General features: G+C 71.3%; 21 protein-coding genes. 12 read left to right on the forward strand and 9 right to left on the reverse strand.

Annotated features, from left to right (window positions below; all coding sequences use genetic code 11):
* Positions 1-35: 35 nt before the first annotated feature.
* Entirely contained in the window at positions 36-977 is a 942-nt protein-coding gene (locus M1D56_RS15625) for an SDR family oxidoreductase (RefSeq protein ID WP_456284150.1), read from the reverse strand.
* Positions 978-1,120: 143 nt separating this feature from the next.
* Between M1D56_RS15625 and M1D56_RS15630 the strand changes: the two genes are divergently transcribed.
* The 4 genes from M1D56_RS15630 to M1D56_RS15645 all read left to right on the forward strand — a co-directional run bounded on the left by M1D56_RS15630 (position 1,121) and on the right by M1D56_RS15645 (position 4,885).
* Positions 1,121-1,963 carry a helix-turn-helix transcriptional regulator gene (locus M1D56_RS15630; protein WP_456284151.1) on the forward strand — a complete coding sequence of 281 codons (843 nt, stop codon included), beginning with the start codon at positions 1,121-1,123 and terminating at the stop codon, positions 1,961-1,963.
* Positions 1,964-2,000: 37 nt separating this feature from the next.
* Positions 2,001-2,864: a serine hydrolase domain-containing protein gene (locus M1D56_RS15635; protein ID WP_456284152.1), complete on the forward strand. Its 864-nt coding sequence runs from the start codon at positions 2,001-2,003 to the stop codon at positions 2,862-2,864.
* Positions 2,865-3,010: 146 nt separating this feature from the next.
* A complete protein-coding gene (locus M1D56_RS15640) occupies positions 3,011-3,886 on the forward strand; it encodes a serine hydrolase domain-containing protein (protein WP_456284153.1) in 876 nt (291 codons plus the stop codon).
* A 129-nt stretch (positions 3,887-4,015) separates the two neighbouring features.
* The gene (locus tag M1D56_RS15645) at positions 4,016-4,885 is read left to right on the forward strand and encodes a serine hydrolase domain-containing protein (protein WP_456284154.1); all 870 of its coding nucleotides are present in this window, start codon (positions 4,016-4,018) and stop codon (positions 4,883-4,885) included.
* A gap of 19 nt (positions 4,886-4,904) precedes the next feature.
* On the opposite strand, the gene M1D56_RS15650 is transcribed toward M1D56_RS15645, so the two are convergent.
* Positions 4,905-5,483: a TetR family transcriptional regulator gene (locus tag M1D56_RS15650; RefSeq protein ID WP_456284155.1), complete on the reverse strand. Its 579-nt coding sequence runs from the start codon at positions 5,481-5,483 to the stop codon at positions 4,905-4,907.
* 95 nt (positions 5,484-5,578) lie between these two features.
* Between M1D56_RS15650 and M1D56_RS15655 the strand changes: the two genes are divergently transcribed.
* Together M1D56_RS15655 and M1D56_RS15660 are read left to right on the forward strand one after the other, a co-directional pair.
* The gene (locus M1D56_RS15655; protein WP_456284156.1) at positions 5,579-6,766 is read left to right on the forward strand and encodes an MFS transporter; all 1,188 of its coding nucleotides are present in this window, start codon (positions 5,579-5,581) and stop codon (positions 6,764-6,766) included.
* 84 nt (positions 6,767-6,850) lie between these two features.
* The gene (locus M1D56_RS15660; RefSeq protein WP_456284157.1) at positions 6,851-7,702 is read left to right on the forward strand and encodes a hypothetical protein; all 852 of its coding nucleotides are present in this window, start codon (positions 6,851-6,853) and stop codon (positions 7,700-7,702) included.
* Between the two features lie 91 nt (positions 7,703-7,793).
* On the opposite strand, the gene M1D56_RS15665 is transcribed toward M1D56_RS15660, so the two are convergent.
* Positions 7,794-8,351 (reverse strand): TetR/AcrR family transcriptional regulator, encoded by a 558-nt coding sequence (locus M1D56_RS15665; protein WP_456284158.1) that lies wholly within the window; start codon positions 8,349-8,351, stop codon positions 7,794-7,796.
* A gap of 82 nt (positions 8,352-8,433) precedes the next feature.
* Here M1D56_RS15665 and M1D56_RS15670 point away from each other — a divergent pair, with 82 nt between their 5' ends.
* The 4 genes from M1D56_RS15670 (at position 8,434) to M1D56_RS15685 (ending at position 12,855) form a co-directional block, all read left to right on the forward strand.
* A complete protein-coding gene (locus tag M1D56_RS15670) occupies positions 8,434-8,811 on the forward strand; it encodes a hypothetical protein (RefSeq protein ID WP_456284159.1) in 378 nt (125 codons plus the stop codon).
* Between the two features lie 57 nt (positions 8,812-8,868).
* On the forward strand, positions 8,869-10,023 hold the full coding sequence (locus tag M1D56_RS15675; protein ID WP_456284160.1) for an ABC transporter ATP-binding protein: 1,155 nt from the start codon (positions 8,869-8,871) through the stop codon (positions 10,021-10,023).
* A complete protein-coding gene (locus M1D56_RS15680; protein WP_421075954.1) occupies positions 10,020-10,808 on the forward strand; it encodes an ABC transporter permease subunit in 789 nt (262 codons plus the stop codon). The genes M1D56_RS15675 and M1D56_RS15680 overlap by 4 nt, the downstream gene beginning before the upstream one ends.
* A gap of 337 nt (positions 10,809-11,145) precedes the next feature.
* Positions 11,146-12,855, forward strand: a complete 1,710-nt coding sequence (locus M1D56_RS15685) for a cytochrome c biogenesis protein DipZ (protein WP_456284161.1) — start codon at positions 11,146-11,148, stop codon at positions 12,853-12,855.
* A gap of 58 nt (positions 12,856-12,913) precedes the next feature.
* Here the strand turns inward: M1D56_RS15685 and M1D56_RS15690 are convergent, their stop codons facing one another.
* Positions 12,914-13,696 (reverse strand): anti-sigma factor, encoded by a 783-nt coding sequence (locus tag M1D56_RS15690; RefSeq protein WP_456284162.1) that lies wholly within the window; start codon positions 13,694-13,696, stop codon positions 12,914-12,916.
* Positions 13,693-14,295 carry an ECF RNA polymerase sigma factor SigK gene (gene sigK / locus M1D56_RS15695; protein ID WP_456284163.1) on the reverse strand — a complete coding sequence of 201 codons (603 nt, stop codon included), beginning with the start codon at positions 14,293-14,295 and terminating at the stop codon, positions 13,693-13,695. Before sigK ends, M1D56_RS15690 begins: the two co-directional genes overlap by 4 nt.
* 146 nt (positions 14,296-14,441) lie before the next feature.
* Between sigK and M1D56_RS15700 the strand changes: the two genes are divergently transcribed.
* A complete protein-coding gene (locus M1D56_RS15700; protein WP_456284164.1) occupies positions 14,442-15,131 on the forward strand; it encodes a fasciclin domain-containing protein in 690 nt (229 codons plus the stop codon).
* A 107-nt stretch (positions 15,132-15,238) separates the two neighbouring features.
* Positions 15,239-16,012 (forward strand): hypothetical protein, encoded by a 774-nt coding sequence (locus tag M1D56_RS15705; RefSeq protein WP_456284165.1) that lies wholly within the window; start codon positions 15,239-15,241, stop codon positions 16,010-16,012.
* 114 nt (positions 16,013-16,126) lie between these two features.
* Here M1D56_RS15705 and M1D56_RS15710 read toward each other — a convergent pair whose 3' ends face one another.
* From M1D56_RS15710 to M1D56_RS15725, 4 genes are read right to left on the reverse strand one after another with little or no spacing between them, the layout of a single operon-like run.
* Positions 16,127-17,227 carry a Gfo/Idh/MocA family protein gene (locus M1D56_RS15710; protein WP_282979949.1) on the reverse strand — a complete coding sequence of 367 codons (1,101 nt, stop codon included), beginning with the start codon at positions 17,225-17,227 and terminating at the stop codon, positions 16,127-16,129.
* Positions 17,224-17,997, reverse strand: a complete 774-nt coding sequence (locus M1D56_RS15715; protein WP_271174183.1) for a ThuA domain-containing protein — start codon at positions 17,995-17,997, stop codon at positions 17,224-17,226. The genes M1D56_RS15710 and M1D56_RS15715 overlap by 4 nt, the downstream gene beginning before the upstream one ends.
* A gap of 29 nt (positions 17,998-18,026) precedes the next feature.
* Complete coding sequence (locus M1D56_RS15720) at positions 18,027-18,881, reverse strand: carbohydrate ABC transporter permease (RefSeq protein WP_271174184.1); 855 nt, start codon at positions 18,879-18,881, stop codon at positions 18,027-18,029.
* Between the two features lie 10 nt (positions 18,882-18,891).
* On the reverse strand, positions 18,892-19,809 hold the full coding sequence (locus M1D56_RS15725) for a carbohydrate ABC transporter permease (RefSeq protein ID WP_271174185.1): 918 nt from the start codon (positions 19,807-19,809) through the stop codon (positions 18,892-18,894).
* Positions 19,810-19,848: the final 39 nt, after the last annotated feature.

Below are 19,848 nucleotides of genomic sequence, written 5' to 3' on the forward strand. Positions count from 1 at the left end.
GGAAGGGTGCATAAGCGAGACATGCCGTTGAGCGCCTACGCCCCGAAGCGCACGCCGGTCAGCTGCTCAGACACCTCCCACACGCGGCGGGCGTCCTCGGTGTTGCGCAGCGGACGGTACAGCGCGTGCTCGGCGGGAGCTCCCCCGAGGTGGCCGGGCCCGCTCGGGCCATAGAGCGCCCCGGGCTTCGCCTTCGGGTCCGTCGCCGCCATGAGCGCCGGGAGCCCCGCGCTCTCCAGCGTGCCGAGAAGGATGCCCCGGGCCGACAGCCAGCGGATGATCCGCACTCCCGTCGTGTCGCCGCTGCGCCCGATCTCGGGCCGCGCGGCGAGCAGACTCGTCGGAGCCACCCCCGGATGCGACAGATTGCTCGTGATGCCCCACCCGTGCGCGCGACTGCGGCGCTCGAGCTCGAGGCCGAACAGCCCGAAGGCGATCTTCGACTGGCTGTACGCGCGCTGCCCGTCATAGCGGCGCTCCCACTGCAGGTCGTCCCAGTTGATCCGTCCGCGCCGCGCCGCGATGCTCACCTGCGACGTGACCCGCGCCCGCCCGGCGCTCAGCAGCGGCAGGATCCGCCCGACGAGCGCCACATGCCCGAGGTGATTCGTCCCGAACTGCAGCTCGAAGCCATCCGCCGTCGTCTGCCTGGATGGCGGCGTCATCACCCCGGCGTTGTTCACGAGGAGATGCAGGGGCTGGCCCTCGTCGAGGAGCGTGTCGCTGAGCGCCGCGACCGAGTCGAGCGACGACAGGTCGAGCGCGCGCAGCACGAGCCGCGCGTCGGGGTGGCGCGAACGGATGGCCGCGGCCGCGGCCTCGCCCTTCGCCGCGTTGCGGACGGGCATCACGACCTCGGCGCCGGCCGCGGCGAGGCGCTCGGCGATGACGAGTCCCATGCCGTCGCTCGCGCCCGTGACAATCGCGCGCTTGCCGCGCAGGTCGGGGATGGTGATGTCGATCGGATGGCGTGGCATCGGCGTGCTCCTCGGCTCGGATGGCTGTCGCATCGATGCTCGTCGGGTGCGGCGGGCGCATCCAGGGACTGCCGATCCGTCCCTCGCGAGAGGGGGATCCGCGATCCGTGGCACGCGGGGCCCGGGTCGTGTGAGATGGGGACGTGACCACGATCGACCGACCCGCGCTCGCGGAGTTCCTGCGGCGGCGCCGCGAGGCGCTCCAGCCCGAGGACGTGGGCCTCGCCCGCGGAAGCCGACGCCGCACGGCCGGGCTGCGTCGCGAGGAGGTCGCTGCGCTCTGCCACATGTCGACCGACTACTACGCGCGTCTCGAACGCGAGCGCGGGCCGCAGCCATCCGCTCAGATGCTCGCCGCGATCGCGCAGGGCCTGCGCCTCTCGCTCGCGGAGCGCGACCACCTCTTCCGGCTCGCGGGGCAGCAGCCGCCCGATCGCGGGTCATCCGAGCACGTCAGCCCCGGGCTCATCCGCATCCTCGATCGCCTGACGGACACCCCCGCCGAGATCGTCACGGAGCTCGGCGAGACCCTGCGGCAGACGCCCGCCGGCGTCGCGCTCACGGGAGATCTCACGGCGCACGAGGGCCCGTTCCGGAGCATCGGGTACCGGTGGTTCGCGGATCCCGATGCTCGGCGGCTCTACGCCCCCGAGGAGCACGCGTTCCTGTCGCGGATGTACGTGTCAGGGCTGCGCGAGCTCGCCACGCTGCGCGGTCCGTCGTCGCGGGCGGCGCGGTACGCCGAGCTGCTCCTGGCCGAGAGTGCGGAGTTCCGCGAGCTGTGGGAGCGCCACGAGATCGGCATCCGGCCGCGCGACGTGAAGCACTTCGTCCATCCGGAGGTCGGCGCCCTCGAGCTGCAGTGCCAGCGGCTCATCGACCCGGAGCAGTCGCACTGCCTGCTCGTGTACACCGCGACGCCGGGCTCGGAGAGCGCCGAGAAGCTGCGCCTGCTGTCGGTGATCGGCGCCCAGTCCCTGGCGTGAGCCGGCGGGGTGACACCGACCCTGGGAGACTGAGGACGTGACCCGCGCGCAGACCGTTCTCGATCGCATCGTCCGCAGCGCCGAGGAGCAGGGCTTCGTCGGCCACGGTGTGCACGTCCGCATCGGCGACGACGCGGCCGCGCACATCTGGGCCGAGGACATCCGCCGCGACATCCACTCCGCCGCGAAGGGCGTGTGCGTGATCGCGGCGGGCATCGCCTCCGACAAGGGCCTGTTCGATCTCGACGCGCCTGTCGCGACGTACCTTCCCGGCATCGCGCTCGGCGAGGGCGTCGATGCTGTGACGACGCGGCACCTGCTGACGATGACGAGCGGCATCGACTTCCCGTGGTCGGAGACGATGATGACCGACTGGCCCGATCTGGCGCGGGAGTTCCTCGGGCGTCCGTCGCAGGGCCGGGTCTTCCAGTACTCGAATGCGAGCACGTACACGGCCATGCGGGCGCTGGGCGCGGTCGTCGGCGACGTTCACGGATGGCTCGAGCCGCGGCTGTTCGCGCCGCTCGGCATCGTCGGCTCGGCGTGGGAGCGCTGCCCGAACGGGTGGATCGTCGCGGGCGGCGGCCTCTCGCTCACGCTCGACGAGTTCGCACGGATCGGTCGCCTCATCCGCGATGGCGGGCGGTGGGATGGCCGACAGCTCGTCTCGCGCGGATGGATCGACGCGATGCACGGCGACTGGATCGAGCGCGACGCGAATCCGGGGTACGAGCGCTACGCCCTCGCCGGCTGGGGAGGGCCTGGCGATGCGTGGCGGCTTCACGGGGCGTATGGTCAGCTGCTCATCTTCCTCGACGATGCCGTCGTGACGATCACGGCCGACGATCACTTCGGCGCCGACGAGATGGCGGCGAAGGCGGTCGCTGCGCTTTTACGGTGACCCTCCCGTGGGTGTCTCGCTCCTGCGTCTCCGCCACTGCGGTCGGCGGACGACCCATGTCTCACTCGCCGCGGTTATTCGCCCCGCTAACCCACGGCAACCGAGACATGCAGAACCGGGCGTCGGAAGCCTGGCAGACTGACCGCGTGACCGCGGCACAGACAGCCCTCGACCGCTTCGTCCGCGCCGTCGATGCAGAAGGGCTCGGCGCGTACGGCGCGCACGTCCTCATCGGCGACAGCACGGCCGAGCACCGGTGGCGCAGCGACGACCGCGAGAACGTCTACTCCGTCTCGAAGGGCGTCTCGGCGCTGGCGATCGGCATCGCGATCGACGAGGGCCTCGTGACGCTCGACGAGCCCATCCGCTCGTACCTCCCCGAGCTGGAGTTCGGCGCGGGTGCCGAGGAGGTCACCCTCCGGCACCTGCTCACGATGACGAGCGGCATCGACTTCGCGTGGTTCAGCGACGAGCCGGTCCGCTGGGACGACCTCGCTCAGGAGATGCTGCGTCGGCCATCCCGCGGGCGCGTCTTCCAGTACTCCGACGCGAGCACGTATGTCGCGATGCGGGTTCTCGGCGCCCGCGTCGGCGACGTCCGCGACTGGCTGCTGCCGCGGCTGTTCGATCCGCTCGGCATCCACAATCCGCAGTGGCATCGGTGCCCGCTCGGATGGATCGTCGGCGGCTCGGGACTCGAGCTCCGCACATCTGAACTCGCCCGAATCGGGAGACTCCTTCGCGACCGCGGAGCGTGGGATGGCCGGCAGCTCGTCTCCGCCGAGTGGATCGACGCGATGCACGGCACCTGGGTCGACGTCGGAGAGCCCCCATATGCCCGCTACGGCATAGCCGTGTGGGAGGGCCCCGGTGACGCCTGGCGCCTCGACGGACGCTACGGCCAGTACGTCATCGTGCACGAGCGACGCGACGCCGTCCTGACGATCACCGCGCACGAGGAGTCCCGCGACCACCGTCTGGCCGAGCTGGCCGTCGAGGCGCTCGACGGGTCCACCCCCTGACCCATGTCTCACTCGCCGCCGGTTTCCGCCCCGCTTACCCGCGGCAATCGAGACATGCAGACACGGCGCGAGGCAGAGCGCCGCACGGGCCCTCGACGGAACCCCGCAGGCGCCTGGCAGACTGAACCGATGACCTCGGCACAGGCCATCCTCGACCGATTCGTCCGAGCCGTCGATGCAGAGAACCTCGGTGCCTACGGCGCGCACGTGCTCATCGACGACGACACCGCCGAGCACCGGTGGCGCAGCGACGACCGCGAGAACGTCTACTCGATCTCCAAGGGCGTCTCGGCCCTCGCCGTCGGCATCGCGATCGACGAAGGCCTCGTGAGCCTGGATGAGCCCATCCACTCCTCCCTCTCCGGCATGCGGCTCGGCGAGGGCGTCGAGGAGGTGACCCTCCGACACCTCCTCACCATGACGAGCGGTATCGACTTCGAGTGGTTCGCGCTCGACCCCGTGCCCTGGCCCGACCTCGCGCAGGAGATGCTGCGCCGCCCATCGCGCGGCCGCGTCTTCCAGTACTCCACCGTCAGCACGTACGTCGCGATGCGCGTGCTCGGCGCGGTCGTCGGCGATGTGCGCGACTGGCTCCTGCCGCGCCTGTTCGATCCGCTCGGCATCCACAACCCCCAGTGGCATCGGTGCCCGGCCGGATGGATCATCGGCGGCAGCGGCCTCCAGCTCCGCACCGAGGAGATCGCGCGCATCGGGCGGCTCCTCCGAGACCGCGGAGCGTGGGATGGCCGGCAGCTCGTCTCCGCGGAGTGGATCGACGCGATGCACTCCGATTGGGTCGACACCGGAGCGCCCGAGCCATCCGCGCGGTACGGACTCGCGGCCTGGGGTGGACCGGATGGCACCTGGCGACTCGACGGGCGCTACAGCCAGTACGCGATCATCGACCCGGCGCGGAACGCGGTCTTCACGATCACCGCGCACGAGGAGACACGCGATGCCCGCCTCGGCGAGCTCGCCGTGGAGGCGCTGCGCGGGTGATCCCTGATCGAGCCCCGCGTCACGGGGCCGCGAGGCGACGTGCGGCCTCGACGACCGCCGCGCGATAGCGCTCGTCGTCGGTCCCGACGCCCGTGATCATCCGGACCACCTGCGGCGCCAGGGCGCCGTATCCTGCGAGCGCGAGCAGGAGCACGTGCAGCATGTCGGCATCGAGCGAGGTCGTGAGCGCGCCTGCTTCCTGCGCCACCCGGATCTCATCGGTGCGGCGCGCGTACCGCTCGACGCGCTTCTCCTCATCCGGCACGGCGTCGGTGTAGGCCAGCGCCTCCCACGCGAGCAGGCGGACGAGCTCGGGATGCGCCTGATTGAAGTCGACCAGCCGCGACTCGAATCCGCCGACATCGTCGATGCCCGTGGCGACGTACGGAACGGACACCGCCCCCTCCGCGACCTTCTCGCGAAGCACGAGAGCGAACAGCTCGGGCTTGCCGCCGAAGTAGTTGTAGACCCGCTCCTTGTTCACGCCCGCGCGCTTCGCGATCCGCTCGATCGTCGTGCCGTGCTGGCCGTGCGCGACGAACTCCTCCGTCGCCGCCTCGATGATCTTGCGCTTCGTGCCCTCGACGTCCCAGGCCATCCGCTTCCCCATTTCCAACGCCAGCGTTGCTTATTGCCCTCCACGGTACTACAGTGACTTCCAACGTGAACGTTGGTTTTAGTGAAGAAGGCACCATGACCGAGTCAGCCAGCCCCCGAGGGATGGCCGCAGGCGCGACGCTCCTGTTCGCCGTCGCGGCGGGCGCCGCCGTCGGCAACCTCTACTGGGCGCAGCCGATCCTCGACGTGATCGGCGCGGACGTCGGCGTCTCCGCGAGCACCGCGGGCCTCATCATCACGGTCACCCAGCTCGGCTACGCCGTCGGCGTGTTCTTCCTCGTCCCGCTCGGCGACGTCGTCGACCGCCGGCGCGCCATCCCGCTCTTCATGCTGCTCGCCGCGGCCATGCTCGGGCTGAGTGCCCTCGCGCCGACCTTCCCGATCCTGCTCGCGACGCTCGGGCTCGTGGGCGTGAGCACAGTGTCGGGGCAGTTCCTGGCGCCGCTCGCAGGCGACCTCGCGACCGACTCGCAGCGAGGGCGCGTGCTCGGCACCGTCGCCTCGGGGCTGCTGCTCGGCATCATGATCGCGCGCGCGGTGAGCGGCATCGCGACCGACCTCATCGGATGGCGCGCGCTCTACGCCCTCATCGCGCTCGTCATGATCGTGCTCGCGTTCGTCATGTGGCGCTCACTGCCCCGGCTCGAGCCGCGAGCGCGGGTGTCGTACCCCGCGCTCCTGGCATCGGTGCTGCGCACGCACCTCGTGAGCGCGACCGCGCGGGCGGTGGGGCTCATCGGAGCGGCAGCGATGGCGAGCTTCACGCTCTTCTGGACGGCGCTCACCCTCCTCCTCTCGGCCGAGCCCTTCGGCTTCTCCGCGACCCAGATCGGCCTCGTCAACCTCGTCGGGATCGGCGGCGCGGTCGCGGCGCAGCTCGTGGGGCGCCTCTACGACCGCGGACTCGCGGTGCCGGCGATCGGCGCGGGTCTCGTGCTGGCCATCCTCGCCTTCGCCGTGTCGGGAGTCGCGCCGCACTCGCTCGTCGCGGTGATGGCGTCGATCGCCCTGTACTCGATCGGCGTGCAGTCGGTCATGGTCCTCACCCAGACCCGCATGCTCGCCATCGAGCCGTCGGCGCGCAGCCGGCTGAACACGGTGTTCGTGGTGGGCAACTTCCTCGGCGGCTCGGTCGGCTCGACGCTCGCGGTCGCACTGTGGGATCTCGGCGGGTGGCCGCTCGTCATGGTCGCCGCCGCGGCCATCCTCGCGTTCGCGCTGGTCGTCTGGACCCTCCAGCGCCGACGCTCGCTCGCCCTCTGACCCGACGCCTCTTGGGCATGTCCCCGGAGGCTCGGGGCTCGAGGGCCGCTCCCCACGAGGAAGCCCCGCGCCTAGCATGGCCCCGTGGGAATCTTCGAGTTCATCGGCAACAACTGGTGGCTGTGGTTCATCTTCGGCGGCCCCATCGTCGCCGGACTGAGCAGCGCCGCCAGCTGGTGGTCGAAGCAATCCAAGCTCCGCCATAAGCGTCGGCTTGAACTCCTGAAGGCACAGAGCGAAGCCCGCGCGGTCGAGATGCAGGCGCGGGCGCAGCTCAAGGCGTCGAAGGCGCAGGATGGCCCCGCCGAAGACATCGAGGCCGACGACGCGGCGAGCCGGCAGGCCAGGCTCGCGCGCCTCATGGCGACGCACGACGAGGTCATGCACCGCTGGCTCGACTACGAGCTCGACGTCGCGAAGCTCATCGCGTTCCCGACGATGAGCGACGGCCGCCAGCCGCTGACGGCCGCGTTCCTGCGGGCGAAGAAGGTGGCGGACGGCCTCCGCCCGGCATCCGCGGACGTCAAGATCGATGCGGCGACGCTCGCGGAGTACCGCGACGCCGTGCACGACTTCGAGGTCGCGTTCGACATCGCGGAGCAGGACGCCCGACGTGTGCGCGACAGCGGCTTCACCGAGGACGAGCGCCGGCGTCTCGACCGCGCGCAACAGCTCCTCCGCACCGCGGTCGATCAGTCGGCCACAGCGGCCGAGCGCCAGATCGCGTACAAGCGCGTGCGCGAGGAGCTCGACGGGCTGATCGTCCTCTCCGACGACGCGGTCGAAGTGCTCGAGAAGCAGGTCGCCCCCGAACTCGAGGCCGGGCGCCCCGCCGCGACCCCGAAGCCCCGAGAGACCCCGAAGGCCCGGGAGACCCCGGAGACCCCGGCGCAGCCCGAGCGGACGCCCCTGCGCCCGCCGGCGCCCGAGGCCTGAGCCTTCCTGCGGCACCACCTCGACGGCGGCCGCGAGCCCGCGAACGCGGTGATCGAAGAGGGCCGCGGGGGCCTGGACCGCTCGGCTGAGGTCACCATCCGAGCGCGGCGACCCACGAGCGCGCCAGTTCATCGGGATCGCGGATGGGCCTCCCGGCGAAGCTCGCCACGAACGCCTCATGCAGCGCCGCGCCCGTGAGCAGCGACGCGACGGCATCGACATCGCGGGCCGGAGCGACGCGGCCGAGGCGCTGCTCCTCCCGGAGGTACTCCGCCACCAGGCGGCGCGGCGCCTCCGGTCCGCCACCGCGCGCCTCGCTCTGCGCACGCCAGCCGGCGAGCGTCTCCCGGTCGCCGAAGAGCGCCGCGGCGATGGGGAAGCCCGCCTCGTAGAACGCGAGCAGCGCGACGACAGCGCGCTCGAGGTTCTCACCCAGGTCGCCTTCCCCTGGACGGACATCCGCGAGCGGCTGCGGCAGACGCTCGCGGAGCACCGCGGCGAACAGCTCCTGCTTGCTCGGGAAGTGTTTGTAGAGCAGGGCCTCCGAGCAGCCGGCGGCCCGGGCGATGGCCTTGGTCGTGGACTTGACCACGCCGAGGTCGCGCATCACGGTCGCCGCCGCGTCGACGATGCGGTCTCGAGTCGACATGACGTCCTCCGGTTGACGGGTGAGTGCTCACTCACCACACTAGTGGGTAAGTATTCACTCACCACCTCGAAGGACGGCTCCCGTGCTTGAGAACCTGCGGCTCGCGCTGCTGATCATCCATCTCGTAGGCACGTCGGCGATCGTCGGCGCGTTCATCCTCCAGATGCCGTGGCGCAAGGACTTCGACTTCTCGCCCCTGCTCATCGGCTCGATCGTGCAGGTGCTGTCGGGCAACGCGCTCATCGCCGTCCGGATGATCTCGGGCGCGGGAGTCATCGAGGCGAAGATGATCGTCAAGCTCGCTCTCGCCCTGGTGATCCTCGGGCTCATCATCGCCGCCATGGTGCGACAGCGCCGCCTGCGCTCCGCGGGCTCCGACGACCGAGCCCTCCGCCCTCTGCTGCAGATCGCCGGCTGGCTCGGGGTCGTCGAGATCGCGGTCGCCGTGCTGTGGCATTGAGCGGACGCGCGCTCGCGACCCTTTGGCTGCGGCCGGCACGGCGCTACGTTGAGGCACATGGCGGCGATCGAGACGAAGGCGCTCCACAAGCGGTACGGGCAGCGCACGGCCCTGCACTCCCTCGACCTGCGGGTCGAGCCCGGCACGGTGTTCGGGCTCATCGGCCCGAACGGCGCCGGCAAGACGACGACCCTGCGCATCCTGCTCGATGTCATCCGACCATCCGGAGGCGAGGTCCGTGTGCTCGGCGAGGACCCGCAGCACGGCGGCCCCGCGCTGCGCCGCCGCATCGGCTACGTCCCGGGCGAACTGCGGCTGGATGGCCGCACGACCGGGCGCGGGATGCTCGACTTCTACGCGAAGGTCTCCGGCCCCGTGCCGGACGGGCGGATCGACGAGCTCGCCGACCGGCTCGGGCTCGACCTCGACCGACGCGTGCGCACCCTCTCGAAGGGCAACAAGCAGAAGCTCGGGCTCGTGCAGGCGTTCATGCACGAGCCCGAGCTGCTCATCCTCGACGAGCCGACGAGCGGCCTCGACCCGCTCGTGCAGCGGGCGTTCCTGCAGCTCGTGCGCGAAGCGCGCGACCGCGGGCAGACGATCCTGCTGAGCTCGCACGTGCTGAGCGAGATCCAGCAGGCGGCCGATGAGGTCGCCGTCCTGAGCGCGGGCCGCGTCGTCGCGGCGGGCGACGTCGCCTCGCTGCGCCTCGGCGCCGTGCGCCGCATGCGCGCGGGCATCGCAGACGCCTCGGTCGCATCGGTGCGCGATGCGCTCGGCCGGACCGGCGCGGAGACGACCCTGCATGACCTCGAGGTGTCGGATGGCACGGGCCATGTCCGCGTGGCGGTCACGATCGAGGGCGACGTCGACCCGATCGTGAAGGCGCTCGCCCGGTTCCGCGTCGTCGACCTCACCCTCGAGGAGCCCGACCTCGAGGAATCCGTCCTGCGGCTGTACGGCGAGGGAGCGGGCGCAGAAGCCGCCCCGTCCCGCCGACCGAATCCGCCTTCCCCCTCTCCCGCACCCGCACCCGCGCCCGCGGACCCGCCGCCATCCTCGCCCGCGTCCTCGCCGTCGGGCTCACCCTCATCCCCGCCCGCCGACCCGCCGCGCCTCCGACGCGACCGCCGGCGACAGCCATCCGGCGCCGCCTCATCCGGAGACCTGCCGTCCGCCGGGCCGGTCCAGCACGAGGGAGGCGCCCGATGATCCCCGTGTTCATCCGCACGCTCGCCGAGTCGTGGCGCGGCCTCCTCGTCTGGACGCTCGCACTCACCGCCGTGATGATGCTCTACCTCTCGCTCTACCCGAGCATCGGCATCGACGGGCAGATGATGCAGATGCTCGAGACCCTGCCGCCCTCGCTTGTCAACACCCTCGGCTTCGACCAGATCACGTCGGGCGCGGGCTACGCGCAGGCGACGTTCTACGGCATCCTCGGATTCGTCCTGCCGACGGTCGCCGCGATCGGCTGGGGCTCCGCCGCGGTCGCGGGCGCCGAGGAGCAGGGCCGGCTCGAACTCGACCTCGCCCACGGCATCTCGCGCACGGGCTACGTCGCCGGCCAGGTGCTCGCCCTCGTCGCACGGCTCGCGTGGCTCGGCGTCTACTCGGGGTGCCTGCTGCTCGCCGTGAACACGCCGTTCGAGCTCGACCTCGCGCGCGAGAACGTCATCCCGCAGACGCTCGCCGCGATCGGGCTGTGGCTCTTCAGCGGCGGGGTCGCGCTGCTCGTCGGCTCCCTCTTCGGCCGCCGCGCGTGGGCGACAGGCGCGGGTGCGCTCGTCGCGGCGGCGGCGTTCCTCTTCAACGGCGTCGCCAACCAGAACGACGACTTCGACGCGCTCCGCGCCCTCTCCCCGTACTCGTGGGCCTATCACGAGAGCCCGCTCCGCGAGGGATGGACGGATGGCCTCTGGCCGCTGTGGATCGGCGTCGTGCTGCTCCTCGCGGGGAGCGTGGTCGCGCTCACACGCCGCGACCTGCGCGGCTGATCCCGCGGGAAGCGAGACACGCGCAGCCGCCCCCGCCGGAAGCGAGACACGCACAGCCGACCCCCGCCGGAAGCGAGACATGCACGGCCGCCCCCGGCTGGACGCGGGACACAACGCAGGAGAAACCGGGCTGCCTGGACCCAGATCGTGCGGAATCACGCGGCTCCGCTCAGCGCGAGCTCGCAGATCTCCTGCACTGTGTCCCGCCCCCGCCCTCCCGCCGCCCCTCCGAGCCGCGGACTGCCATCCCGCGCCCCGCGCCCCGCCACCGACATCCACCCCCCAATCCGCTCGACCTCCCGCCACGAAGAGGAGTCAGCGGAGAAGGGAAGCGCACATGTCACTGGCCATCATCGGGTTCCTCGGGGGACTGATCACGGGGATCTCGCCATGCATCCTCCCCGTGCTGCCCGTCATCTTCCTCACGGGCGGGGCGCAGTCCGCCCGGAGCGGCGCCGACGGCGGCAGCGTCTCACGCTGGCGCCCCTACCTCGTCGTGCTCGGTCTCATGACGAGCTTCACGCTCGTGACCCTGCTCGGATCCCTCGCGCTCGGCGCGCTCGGCCTGCCCCAGGGCGTCATCCGATGGGTCGGCATCGCGCTCCTCGCACTCATCGGCCTCGGGCTGCTCGTGCCGGCGTTCGAGCGGCTCCTCGAGAAGCCGTTCACCTGGCTGCCACAGCGCGAGGTCTCGAACCGCCGCAACGGGTTCGCCGTCGGGCTCGCGCTCGGCACGGTCTTCGTGCCCTGCGCGGGCCCGGTGCTCGCGGCGATCATCGTCGCGGGGTCGACCGGCCGCATCGGCCTCGAGACCGTCGTCCTCACGATCGCGTTCGCGGTCGGCGTGGCCATCCCGCTCCTGCTCTTCGCTCTCGCGGGGCGCAGCGTCATCGAGCGCATCCGCGCCTTCCGCCGCCGCGAGCGCGGACTGCGGATCGCGGCCGGCGTCGCCATGCTCGCCCTCGCGGTGGGCCTCGTGCTCGATGTGCCCGCCGCGCTCCAGCGGCTCGTGCCCGACTACACCTCGACGCTCCAGCAGCAGCTCGCCGAGGATGAGGGCGTGCAGGACGCGCTCGACCTCGGCGGCATCGTCACCGACGAGAACCGCGATCTCGATCAGTGCACCAACGGAGCCGACGAGCTCGAGTCCTGCGGCACGGCGCCCTCGATCCGCGGGATCGAGCAGTGGCTGAACACCCCGGGCGGCTCACCCGTCGACCTCGAGAGCCTCCGTGGCGAGGTCGTGCTCATCGACTTCTGGGCCTACTCGTGCATCAACTGCCAGCGCAGCATCCCCCACGTCGTCGCGTGGGACGCAGCGTACCGCGACGCGGGGCTGCGGGTCATCGGCGTGCACTCGCCCGAGTACGCGTTCGAGAAGGACGCGGCCAACGTGCAGGCGGGCGCCGACGCCTTCGGCATCTCCTACCCGGTCGCCCTCGACAACGACCTCGCGACGTGGACGAACTACCGCAATCGGTACTGGCCGGCCCACTACCTCATCGACGCCGACGGGACGGTCCGGCACATCTCGTTCGGCGAGGGCAACTACGCCGCGACCGAGCGGATGATCCGCGAGCTCCTCGTCGATGCCGACCCCGCGGTCGCGCTCCCCGACCCGACCGCCGTCGACGACCGCACCCCCGTCGATCCGGATCGCACGCCCGAGACGTTCCTCGGCTGGACGAAGGACGTCAACTACGCGGGCGCCACACCGTACACGGGCGGCACGGCCCGTTTCACCCTCCCCGACGAGCAGCCCCGCGACACGTTCGCGCTCGAGGGCTCCTGGACCATCGAGACCCAGTTCGCGACCCCGGCCGACGCGCCCGCGACCATCCGCCTCGCCTACTCTGCGAGCGAGGTGCGCATCGTCCTCGCGGGCGAGGGGAGCATCACCGCACGCGTCGACGGCGGAGCCCCCGAGGAGATCGCGGTCTCCGGCACGCCGCGCTCCTACGCGCTGCGCAGCGGCGACGCGGGCGAGGGCGAGATCGAGGTGACGGTCGATCCGGGCGTGGAGGTCTACTCCTTCACGTTCGGCTGAGCCGCGGGCACAGGAGCGGCGGATGGCCCCTGGCCGTCCGCCGCTCCCGTCGCGTCGCTCAGTCGGTCGGCATCACGGCGATCGGCTCGGTCGTCGGGACGCCCGTCGGCGACCCGCCCTCCTGCTCGATCGTCACGGCGACGACGTCGCCGGGTGCCAGCTCTCCGTCGAGCAGGAGCGGCTCGACGACGCCGCCATCGAACACCCCTGCCGGGATCGGCTCGTCTCCGCGCACGAGCCAGAGCTCGTACTGGCGGCCCTCATCGAGCGCCGGCGCCTCGTCGGCGAGCACCACGACCTCGCCGACCGAGTGCGACCAGTGCATCTCGATCGCGCCGCCGCCCGGCAGCTCGCCCTCGAGCACCTGCCCGTCCTCGGCCTGCGCGATCTGCTCGAGCGCCACGACGGCGTCGGGCCGGTCGAGCAGGCGCCCGATCGTGAGCGCCGAGAGGCCGACCGCCGCGACGACCGCGACGGAGGCCGCGAGCGCGAACCAGCGGCGACGGCCCGGGCGCGCAGGCGCGGATGGCGCGGGCTCGACGGCCTCGCCCGCCCGGGACCCCGCGGGCTCGGCAGGCGCGTCGGCGCTCTGCTCGGGGGCTACGTCAGCGGGAGCCGCGGCCCCGGCGATCCGCGCGAGCAGCTGGTCCCGGATGGCGGCGGGCGGCGCGACCTCGGGCGTCGCATCGGCAAGCAGCGCGGCGGTCTCCTCGTCGCGCTGCGCACGGGCGCGCAGCGCGGGATCCGCGGCGAGCGCCTGCTCGAGCCGGGCGGCGTCCTCGGGCGACAGCGCGTGGAGGGCGCGGCCGGCGAGCAGCTCGTCGAGGTCCTTCTCGGTCATGCCGGCACCCCCATCCAGGTCCTCAGGCGCGACAGCCCGTCGCGCATCCTCGTCTTCACCGTTCCCAGCGGCGTCGCGGTCATGGCCGCGATCTCGCTCTGCGAGTATCCCCCGTAGTACGCGAGGGTGAGCGCCTCGCGCTGCGCCTCCGGCAGGCTCTGGAGCGCCTCGACGACGCGTCGTCCCTCCATCCGGAGCTCCACATCCTCGGCGACCCCGTCGAACGGCACTCCGAGGTCCCGGAAGCCCACGCGAACATCCCGGTCGGTGCTCGCCTGCGCGGATCGCACGCGGTCGACCGCTCGGCCGTGCGCGATGGTGAGGACCCATGTCCTCCCCTGACCTCTGTTCGGAGAGAAGCGCGCGGCGGATTGCCAGATCTCCAGGAAGACCTCCTGCAGCACCTCCTCGCTCTGCGCGCGATCCACGAGCACCCGCAGGATGAGGCCGAAGACGCGGCCCGAGAGCATGTCGTAGAGCGACGCGAAGGCGCCCTGATCGCCGTTCGCGATGCGCACGAGGAGGTCCGCGACGTGATCGACGGGTCCGTCGGCGTGCTCGCCCACCTCGACGCCGTCGATCACCATGCCCACAAGCATGCCGCATCCCCGTCACGGGGCGGTCCGCGGGCCATCCCGACGCGATTTCGAGATCGACCCATCCGATCCGCCGACCACCCCGAATACGTCGTGAAAGCCGAGAGGCACCGCCCCTCGGGGCACCCACCGTTGAAGAGGAGAACGCCATGTCCACGAAGAAGTCCACGTTCGCCGGCGCCGCCGTCCTGTCGCTCGTCGCCGTCTTCGGCCTCGCCGCCTGCAGCAGCGGCGCCACCACCGCCGAGGAGGAGCCGACGTCGGGCGATTCCGGCATGGTCGAGGAGTCGGCCGCGCCCGAGGAGACGACCCCGGAGGAGAGCTCCGAGACGATGGCCGACCCGGCCGCGAACCTCGTCGGCCCTGGCTGCGCCGACTACGCCGAGGCGGTGCCGGATGGCGCGGGCTCGATCGAGGGGATGTCCGCCGACCCCGTCGCGGTCGCGGCGTCGAACAACCCGCTGCTGACGACCCTCGTCTCGGCCGTGTCGGGAGATCTGAACCCCGACGTGAACCTCGTCGACACGCTCAACGGCGACGAGTTCACGGTCTTCGCCCCCGTCGACGACGCGTTCGCGCAGATCGACGAGGCCACGATCGAGACGCTCAGCACCGACGCCGACCTGCTGACGTCGATCCTCACCTACCACGTCGTCCCGGGCCAGATCGCTCCCGACGCGATCGCCGGCACCCACACGACCGTTCAGGGTTCCGACCTCGAGGTGACCGGATCGGGCGACGCCCTCATGGTGAACGACGCGACCGTCATCTGCGGCGGCGTCCAGACCGCCAACGCGACGGTCTACCTCGTCGACACGGTGCTCATGCCCGCGCAGTGACCTCCGAGGGGAGAGGGACGGCGGGCGGTCGGGCGCGAGCCCGGCCGCCCGCCGTGCACCCAGGAGCCTCTGCGTCTGCGCCCGAGTGCGCCGAGTATCCTCCGACCATGAAGGTCGCACGCGCAGCCGCCGCTCTCGCTCTCGCCGCCGCGATCGCGGGCTGCGCGGCGCAGACGCCGCCCGACGAGACGGCGCCCGAGGAGACCGCCGCACCCTTGCCGACGGCGGAGACCGCGCCGGCCACGGTGACGCCGACGCCGACGCCGAGCGGATGGACCGCACCCGACTCGTGCGCGGGGATCGAGGCGGGCGCCACCGTCGGCGGAGCGGACCTCGGGGCCTGCGTGCAGGACGTCCTCGTCGCGCAGGGGTCCGGGCGGATCGGCCTCAGCGGCCCGATGCTCCGCGGGACGGTGGACTTCACCTTCGAGCCCGACTATGCCTTCCACCTCGACGGCACGGGAGGCACGGACATCCCGTTCGACCTCTGGTTCGTCGACGGCGCGCACTGGCTCGACCGCGGCAACGGCGCCGTCGAGGCCGACGCGTCATCCGACGACCGCGACCAGCAGATCGCCGCCGAGGCCGCCGAGTACGCCGCCCCGTTCTCGGACCCGCGGGCGATCGCCGAGCTCATCGCGGCGAGCCCCGCGTGGGAGGTGGCCGCGGAACCGGCCGCCGCGGGCGTGTACCGCATCGCGAGCACCGAGCCGTTCCACTGGAATGAGGTCGACGTCGACACGTTCGTCGTCCGTCTGGCGTCCGATGCGACGCCGCTGAGCGCCGAGATCGCCCTCACCGTGCACGGCTTCGCCGGAACCGTGACGCAGACCTTCGAGCGGCTCGGCCAGCCCGTCGAGATCACGGCCCCGACGGGCTGAGCCGGGCACATCGGCGTTTCGACTCGCTCCGCTCGCTCAACGACCGAGAAAGACGAGCTCCCTCAACGACCGCGAAAGGCGAATTCGCGCTCAACGACCGCGTCGAAACATCGCTCACCGACGGGGAAGGAGCACCTCGGCGCGCCAGCGCTCGAGGACCTCGCGCACCGCGTCATCCTTCTCGTCGACGAGCGCGGCCTCGTACGCCTCCTCGATCACCGTCGCGATGCGCACGCGGCGGCCCGTCGAGGCCGAGCGCACCGCCGCCTCCACCATCGCGAGGCTCGCGACGTTCGACCGGGCGTCGGTCGAGGGCGTCTCCCCCGCGCGCACGGCGGCCACGAACTCGGCGAGCGAGCCCTCGATCTGCTCGGGAGCCGTGTCGAGCTCCTGCTCCACCGACCCGACGCCGATCTCCGCGCGCGGCGCGCCGTCGCCATCCCATTCGGCCGATCCGGCCTCGCCGCTGATGCGCCACCGGCCGTTCCAGGAGGTCTCGAGGCCCGGCGCGCACCAGCTCCCGCTGTAGGTGTAGCGCGCCCCGCCCTCGAACTCGAACACCGCGACGGCGTTCGCGTCGCCGCGGTACCAGCTCCAGCTCGGGTTGTACTCCTCGGCGTACACCGCGACCGGGTCGCGGCCGATGAGATACCGCGCGGCGTCGAACTGGTGGATGGCCATGTCGACGAGGAGCACGTGCTCCATCTCCTCGCGGAAGCCGCCGAAGTGCGGTGCCCGGAAGAAGTCGGTCGTCACGGCGCCGATCTCGCCGAGCCGCTCGGTCTGCCGCTTGAGGGCGCGCAGCCCGTCGAAGTACCGGCGCGACTGGCTGATCATGAGCAGGCGGCCGTGCACCTCGGCGGCGGCCGCCTGGCGCAGGGCGTCCGAGACGGTCGGCGCCGCCGGCTTCTCGCACAGCACGGGGTAGCCCGCGGCGAGCGCCTCGACGTTCACGGGCAGGTGGGCGACGGGCACCGTAACGTTCACGACGACGTCGGCGCCGACCGCGCGCGCGACCTCGGCCGCCGACGTGCCCACGGCGACGTCGGTCAGGCCCGCGTCGGCGAGCGCGTCGTGCGCGGTCGTCATGTTGAGGTCGACGAGGCCGACGAGCTCCGTCTCATCCGAGGCGGTGATCGCCCCGATCCAGGCCCGGCCCATCCCGCCGGCCCCGACCTGCACGACGCGCAGGCGGCCATCCGATTGTCCGGTCAATTGTGCATCGCCCCTTCGTAGCCGCGTCCGTTGTAGAAGTCCTCGGTCTCGTACCGCAGCAGCGTCGGCACCGAGCGCTCCGGACGAAGAGTCTGCGCCCACGCGACGCCGTTCGCGATGACCTTGCGCACCTCGGCCTGGTGGTACACGGGGTAGTCCTGGTCGCCCGGGCTGAAGTAGAAGATCTTGCCGTAGCCGCGGCGGTACGTCATGCCGCTGCGGAACACCTCGCCGCCCGAGAACGTCGAGAGGAACACGAGCTCGTCGGGGGCCGGCACGTCGAAGAACTCCCCGTACATCTCCTGCGCGGGGATGATGAACGGATGCGGCACGCCCTGCGCGATCGGGTGGGTCGGGTCGACCGTCCACACGATCTCGCGGTCGTCCTTCGACCGCCACCGCAGCGTGCACGTCGTGCCCATGAGCTTCCCGAAGATCTTCGACCAGTGCCCCGAGTGAAGCACGAGCAGGCCCATCCCCGCCAGGACGTGCTGGTGCACGCGCTCGACGACCTCGTCCGCCACCTCGCCGTGGGCCGCGTGCCCCCACCACACGAGCACGTCGGTCTCGGCGAGCACCTCCTCGGTGAGGCCGTGCTCGGGGTCGTCGAGGGTCACGGTGCGCACCGACACGCGGTCGCCGAGGTTCTCCTCGATGCCCTCCTTGATCGTCGTGTGCATGCCGTCGGGGTAGATGTCGCGCACGTTCTGCTGCACCTGCTCGTGGCGGTTCTCGCCCCAGACGATCACGCGGATCGGGTTGTTCGTCATCGATGTGTCCTTTCAGAGGTTCCGGAGGCTTACTTGACCGCGCCGCCCATCGCCCCGGCGGCGATGTAGCGCTGCGCGAGCAGCAGGAGGAGGATCGCGGGCAGCGACGACAGCACGGCCGTCGCCATCACGGCGCTCCAGTTCGACACCTGCGTGCCGAGGTACTGGTAGATGCCGAGCGTGACCGGGCGGATGTCGGGCGTCGTCGTGAGCGTCAGGGCGAAGAGGAAGTCGCTCCACGCGAAGAGGAACGCGAACAGGCCCGCCGTGATGAGCGCGTTCTTCGACACCGGCAGCACGATCGACCAGAACGCGCGGAACTGGCCAGCGCCATCCACGCGCGCGGCCTCGATGATCGAGGGGTGCACGTTCATCATGAACGCGCGCAGCACGAGGATCGCGAACGGGATCGCGTGCGAGGCGTCGGCGAGGATGAGCCCGGCGACGGTGTTGAGCAGCCCGAGGTCGTTGTACGCCGCATAGAGCGCGTTGGCGATGACGATGCCGGGGATCATCTGCGCGATGAGGATGACGAGCAGCGCGATGTTGATCCAGCGGTACCGGAACTGCGCGAGCGCGTACGCCGCCGGTGCCGCGATGCCGAGACTCACGACGACCGCGCCGACCGACACGATGAGGCTCGTGAGGAGGTTGCGGCCCTGGTCGGCGATCGCGCGCTCGTAGCCCGCGAAGCTCGGCTCGAGCGGGATGAGCGCGGCGTTGAGCGTGTTGCCGGACGGCTGCAGCGACGCGTTCACCATCCAGTAGACGGGGAACAGCATGATGCCGAGGAACAGCAGCCCGAGCGCCGTGTAGATGAGCGGGCGCCGGCTTCCGGCCCGTCGCGCGGCACGGGGGTCGACCGTGATGAGTGCGGTGGTCATGGTCGTCTCCTTACTCGTCCACGGCCTTGCGGGTGCCGCGCAGGTACACGAACGCGAACACGAGCGAGATGAGGATGAGGATGTTGCTGAAGGCCGCGCCCACGCCGAACTCGAAGTCGATGAACGAGGTCTGGTACGAGCGGATGGCGATCGTCTGCGTCGCGTTCGCCGGCCCGCCGCCCGTGAGGCCGAGGATCACGTCGAGCACCTTGAGCGTGTAGACGACGCCGAGCACGAGCACGACGCCGATGACGGCGCGCAGGTTCGGCAGCGTGATGTGCCAGAACGCCTTCCACCCCGTGGCGCCGTCGAGCGACGCGGCCTCGTAGAGCTCGCCCGGGATGTCCTGCAGCCCGCCGTAGAGCAGCGTCACGTTGAACGGGATGCCGACCCAGATGTTCACGAGGATGACCGCGATGAGCGCGACGTCGGGGCTCGTGAGCCACGGCACGGCGTTCAGCCCGATCGCCGTGAGGAACTGGTTGAGGATGCCGCTGTCCTGATCGAGGATCGAGCGCCACGTCGCGCTCGCGACGATGAGAGGGAGCAGCCAGGGCAGCAGGAGCATCGCCCGCATGAAGCCGCTCAGCGGGAAGCGCTTCTGGAAGAACACGGCGAGCGCGAGGCCGATCACGAACTGGCCCGCGAGCGATCCGAGCGTGAACAGCAGGGTGTTGACGATGGCCGGCCAGAAGAGGTTGCTCGTGACCGCCGTGACGTAGTTCTGGAGGCCGACCCAGGGCGCCTCGCCCGTGAAGAAGGTCTTGGTCGTGTACTCCTGGAAGCTCATCATCAGGTTCTTGACGATGGGGTATCCGAAGTACAGCAGGATGTAGACCCCCGCGGGGATCACGAAGAGCGCCTTGACGAAGTCGTCGCGCTGCAGCCGTCGGCGCGGACGTCGCGCGGTGGACGGGATCGAGGTCATCAGCGTCCTCTTCCTCGGGCCGGCCGAGCGCTCGCGCGC

It is taken from the genome of Microbacterium sp. JZ101 (assembly GCF_053903175.1).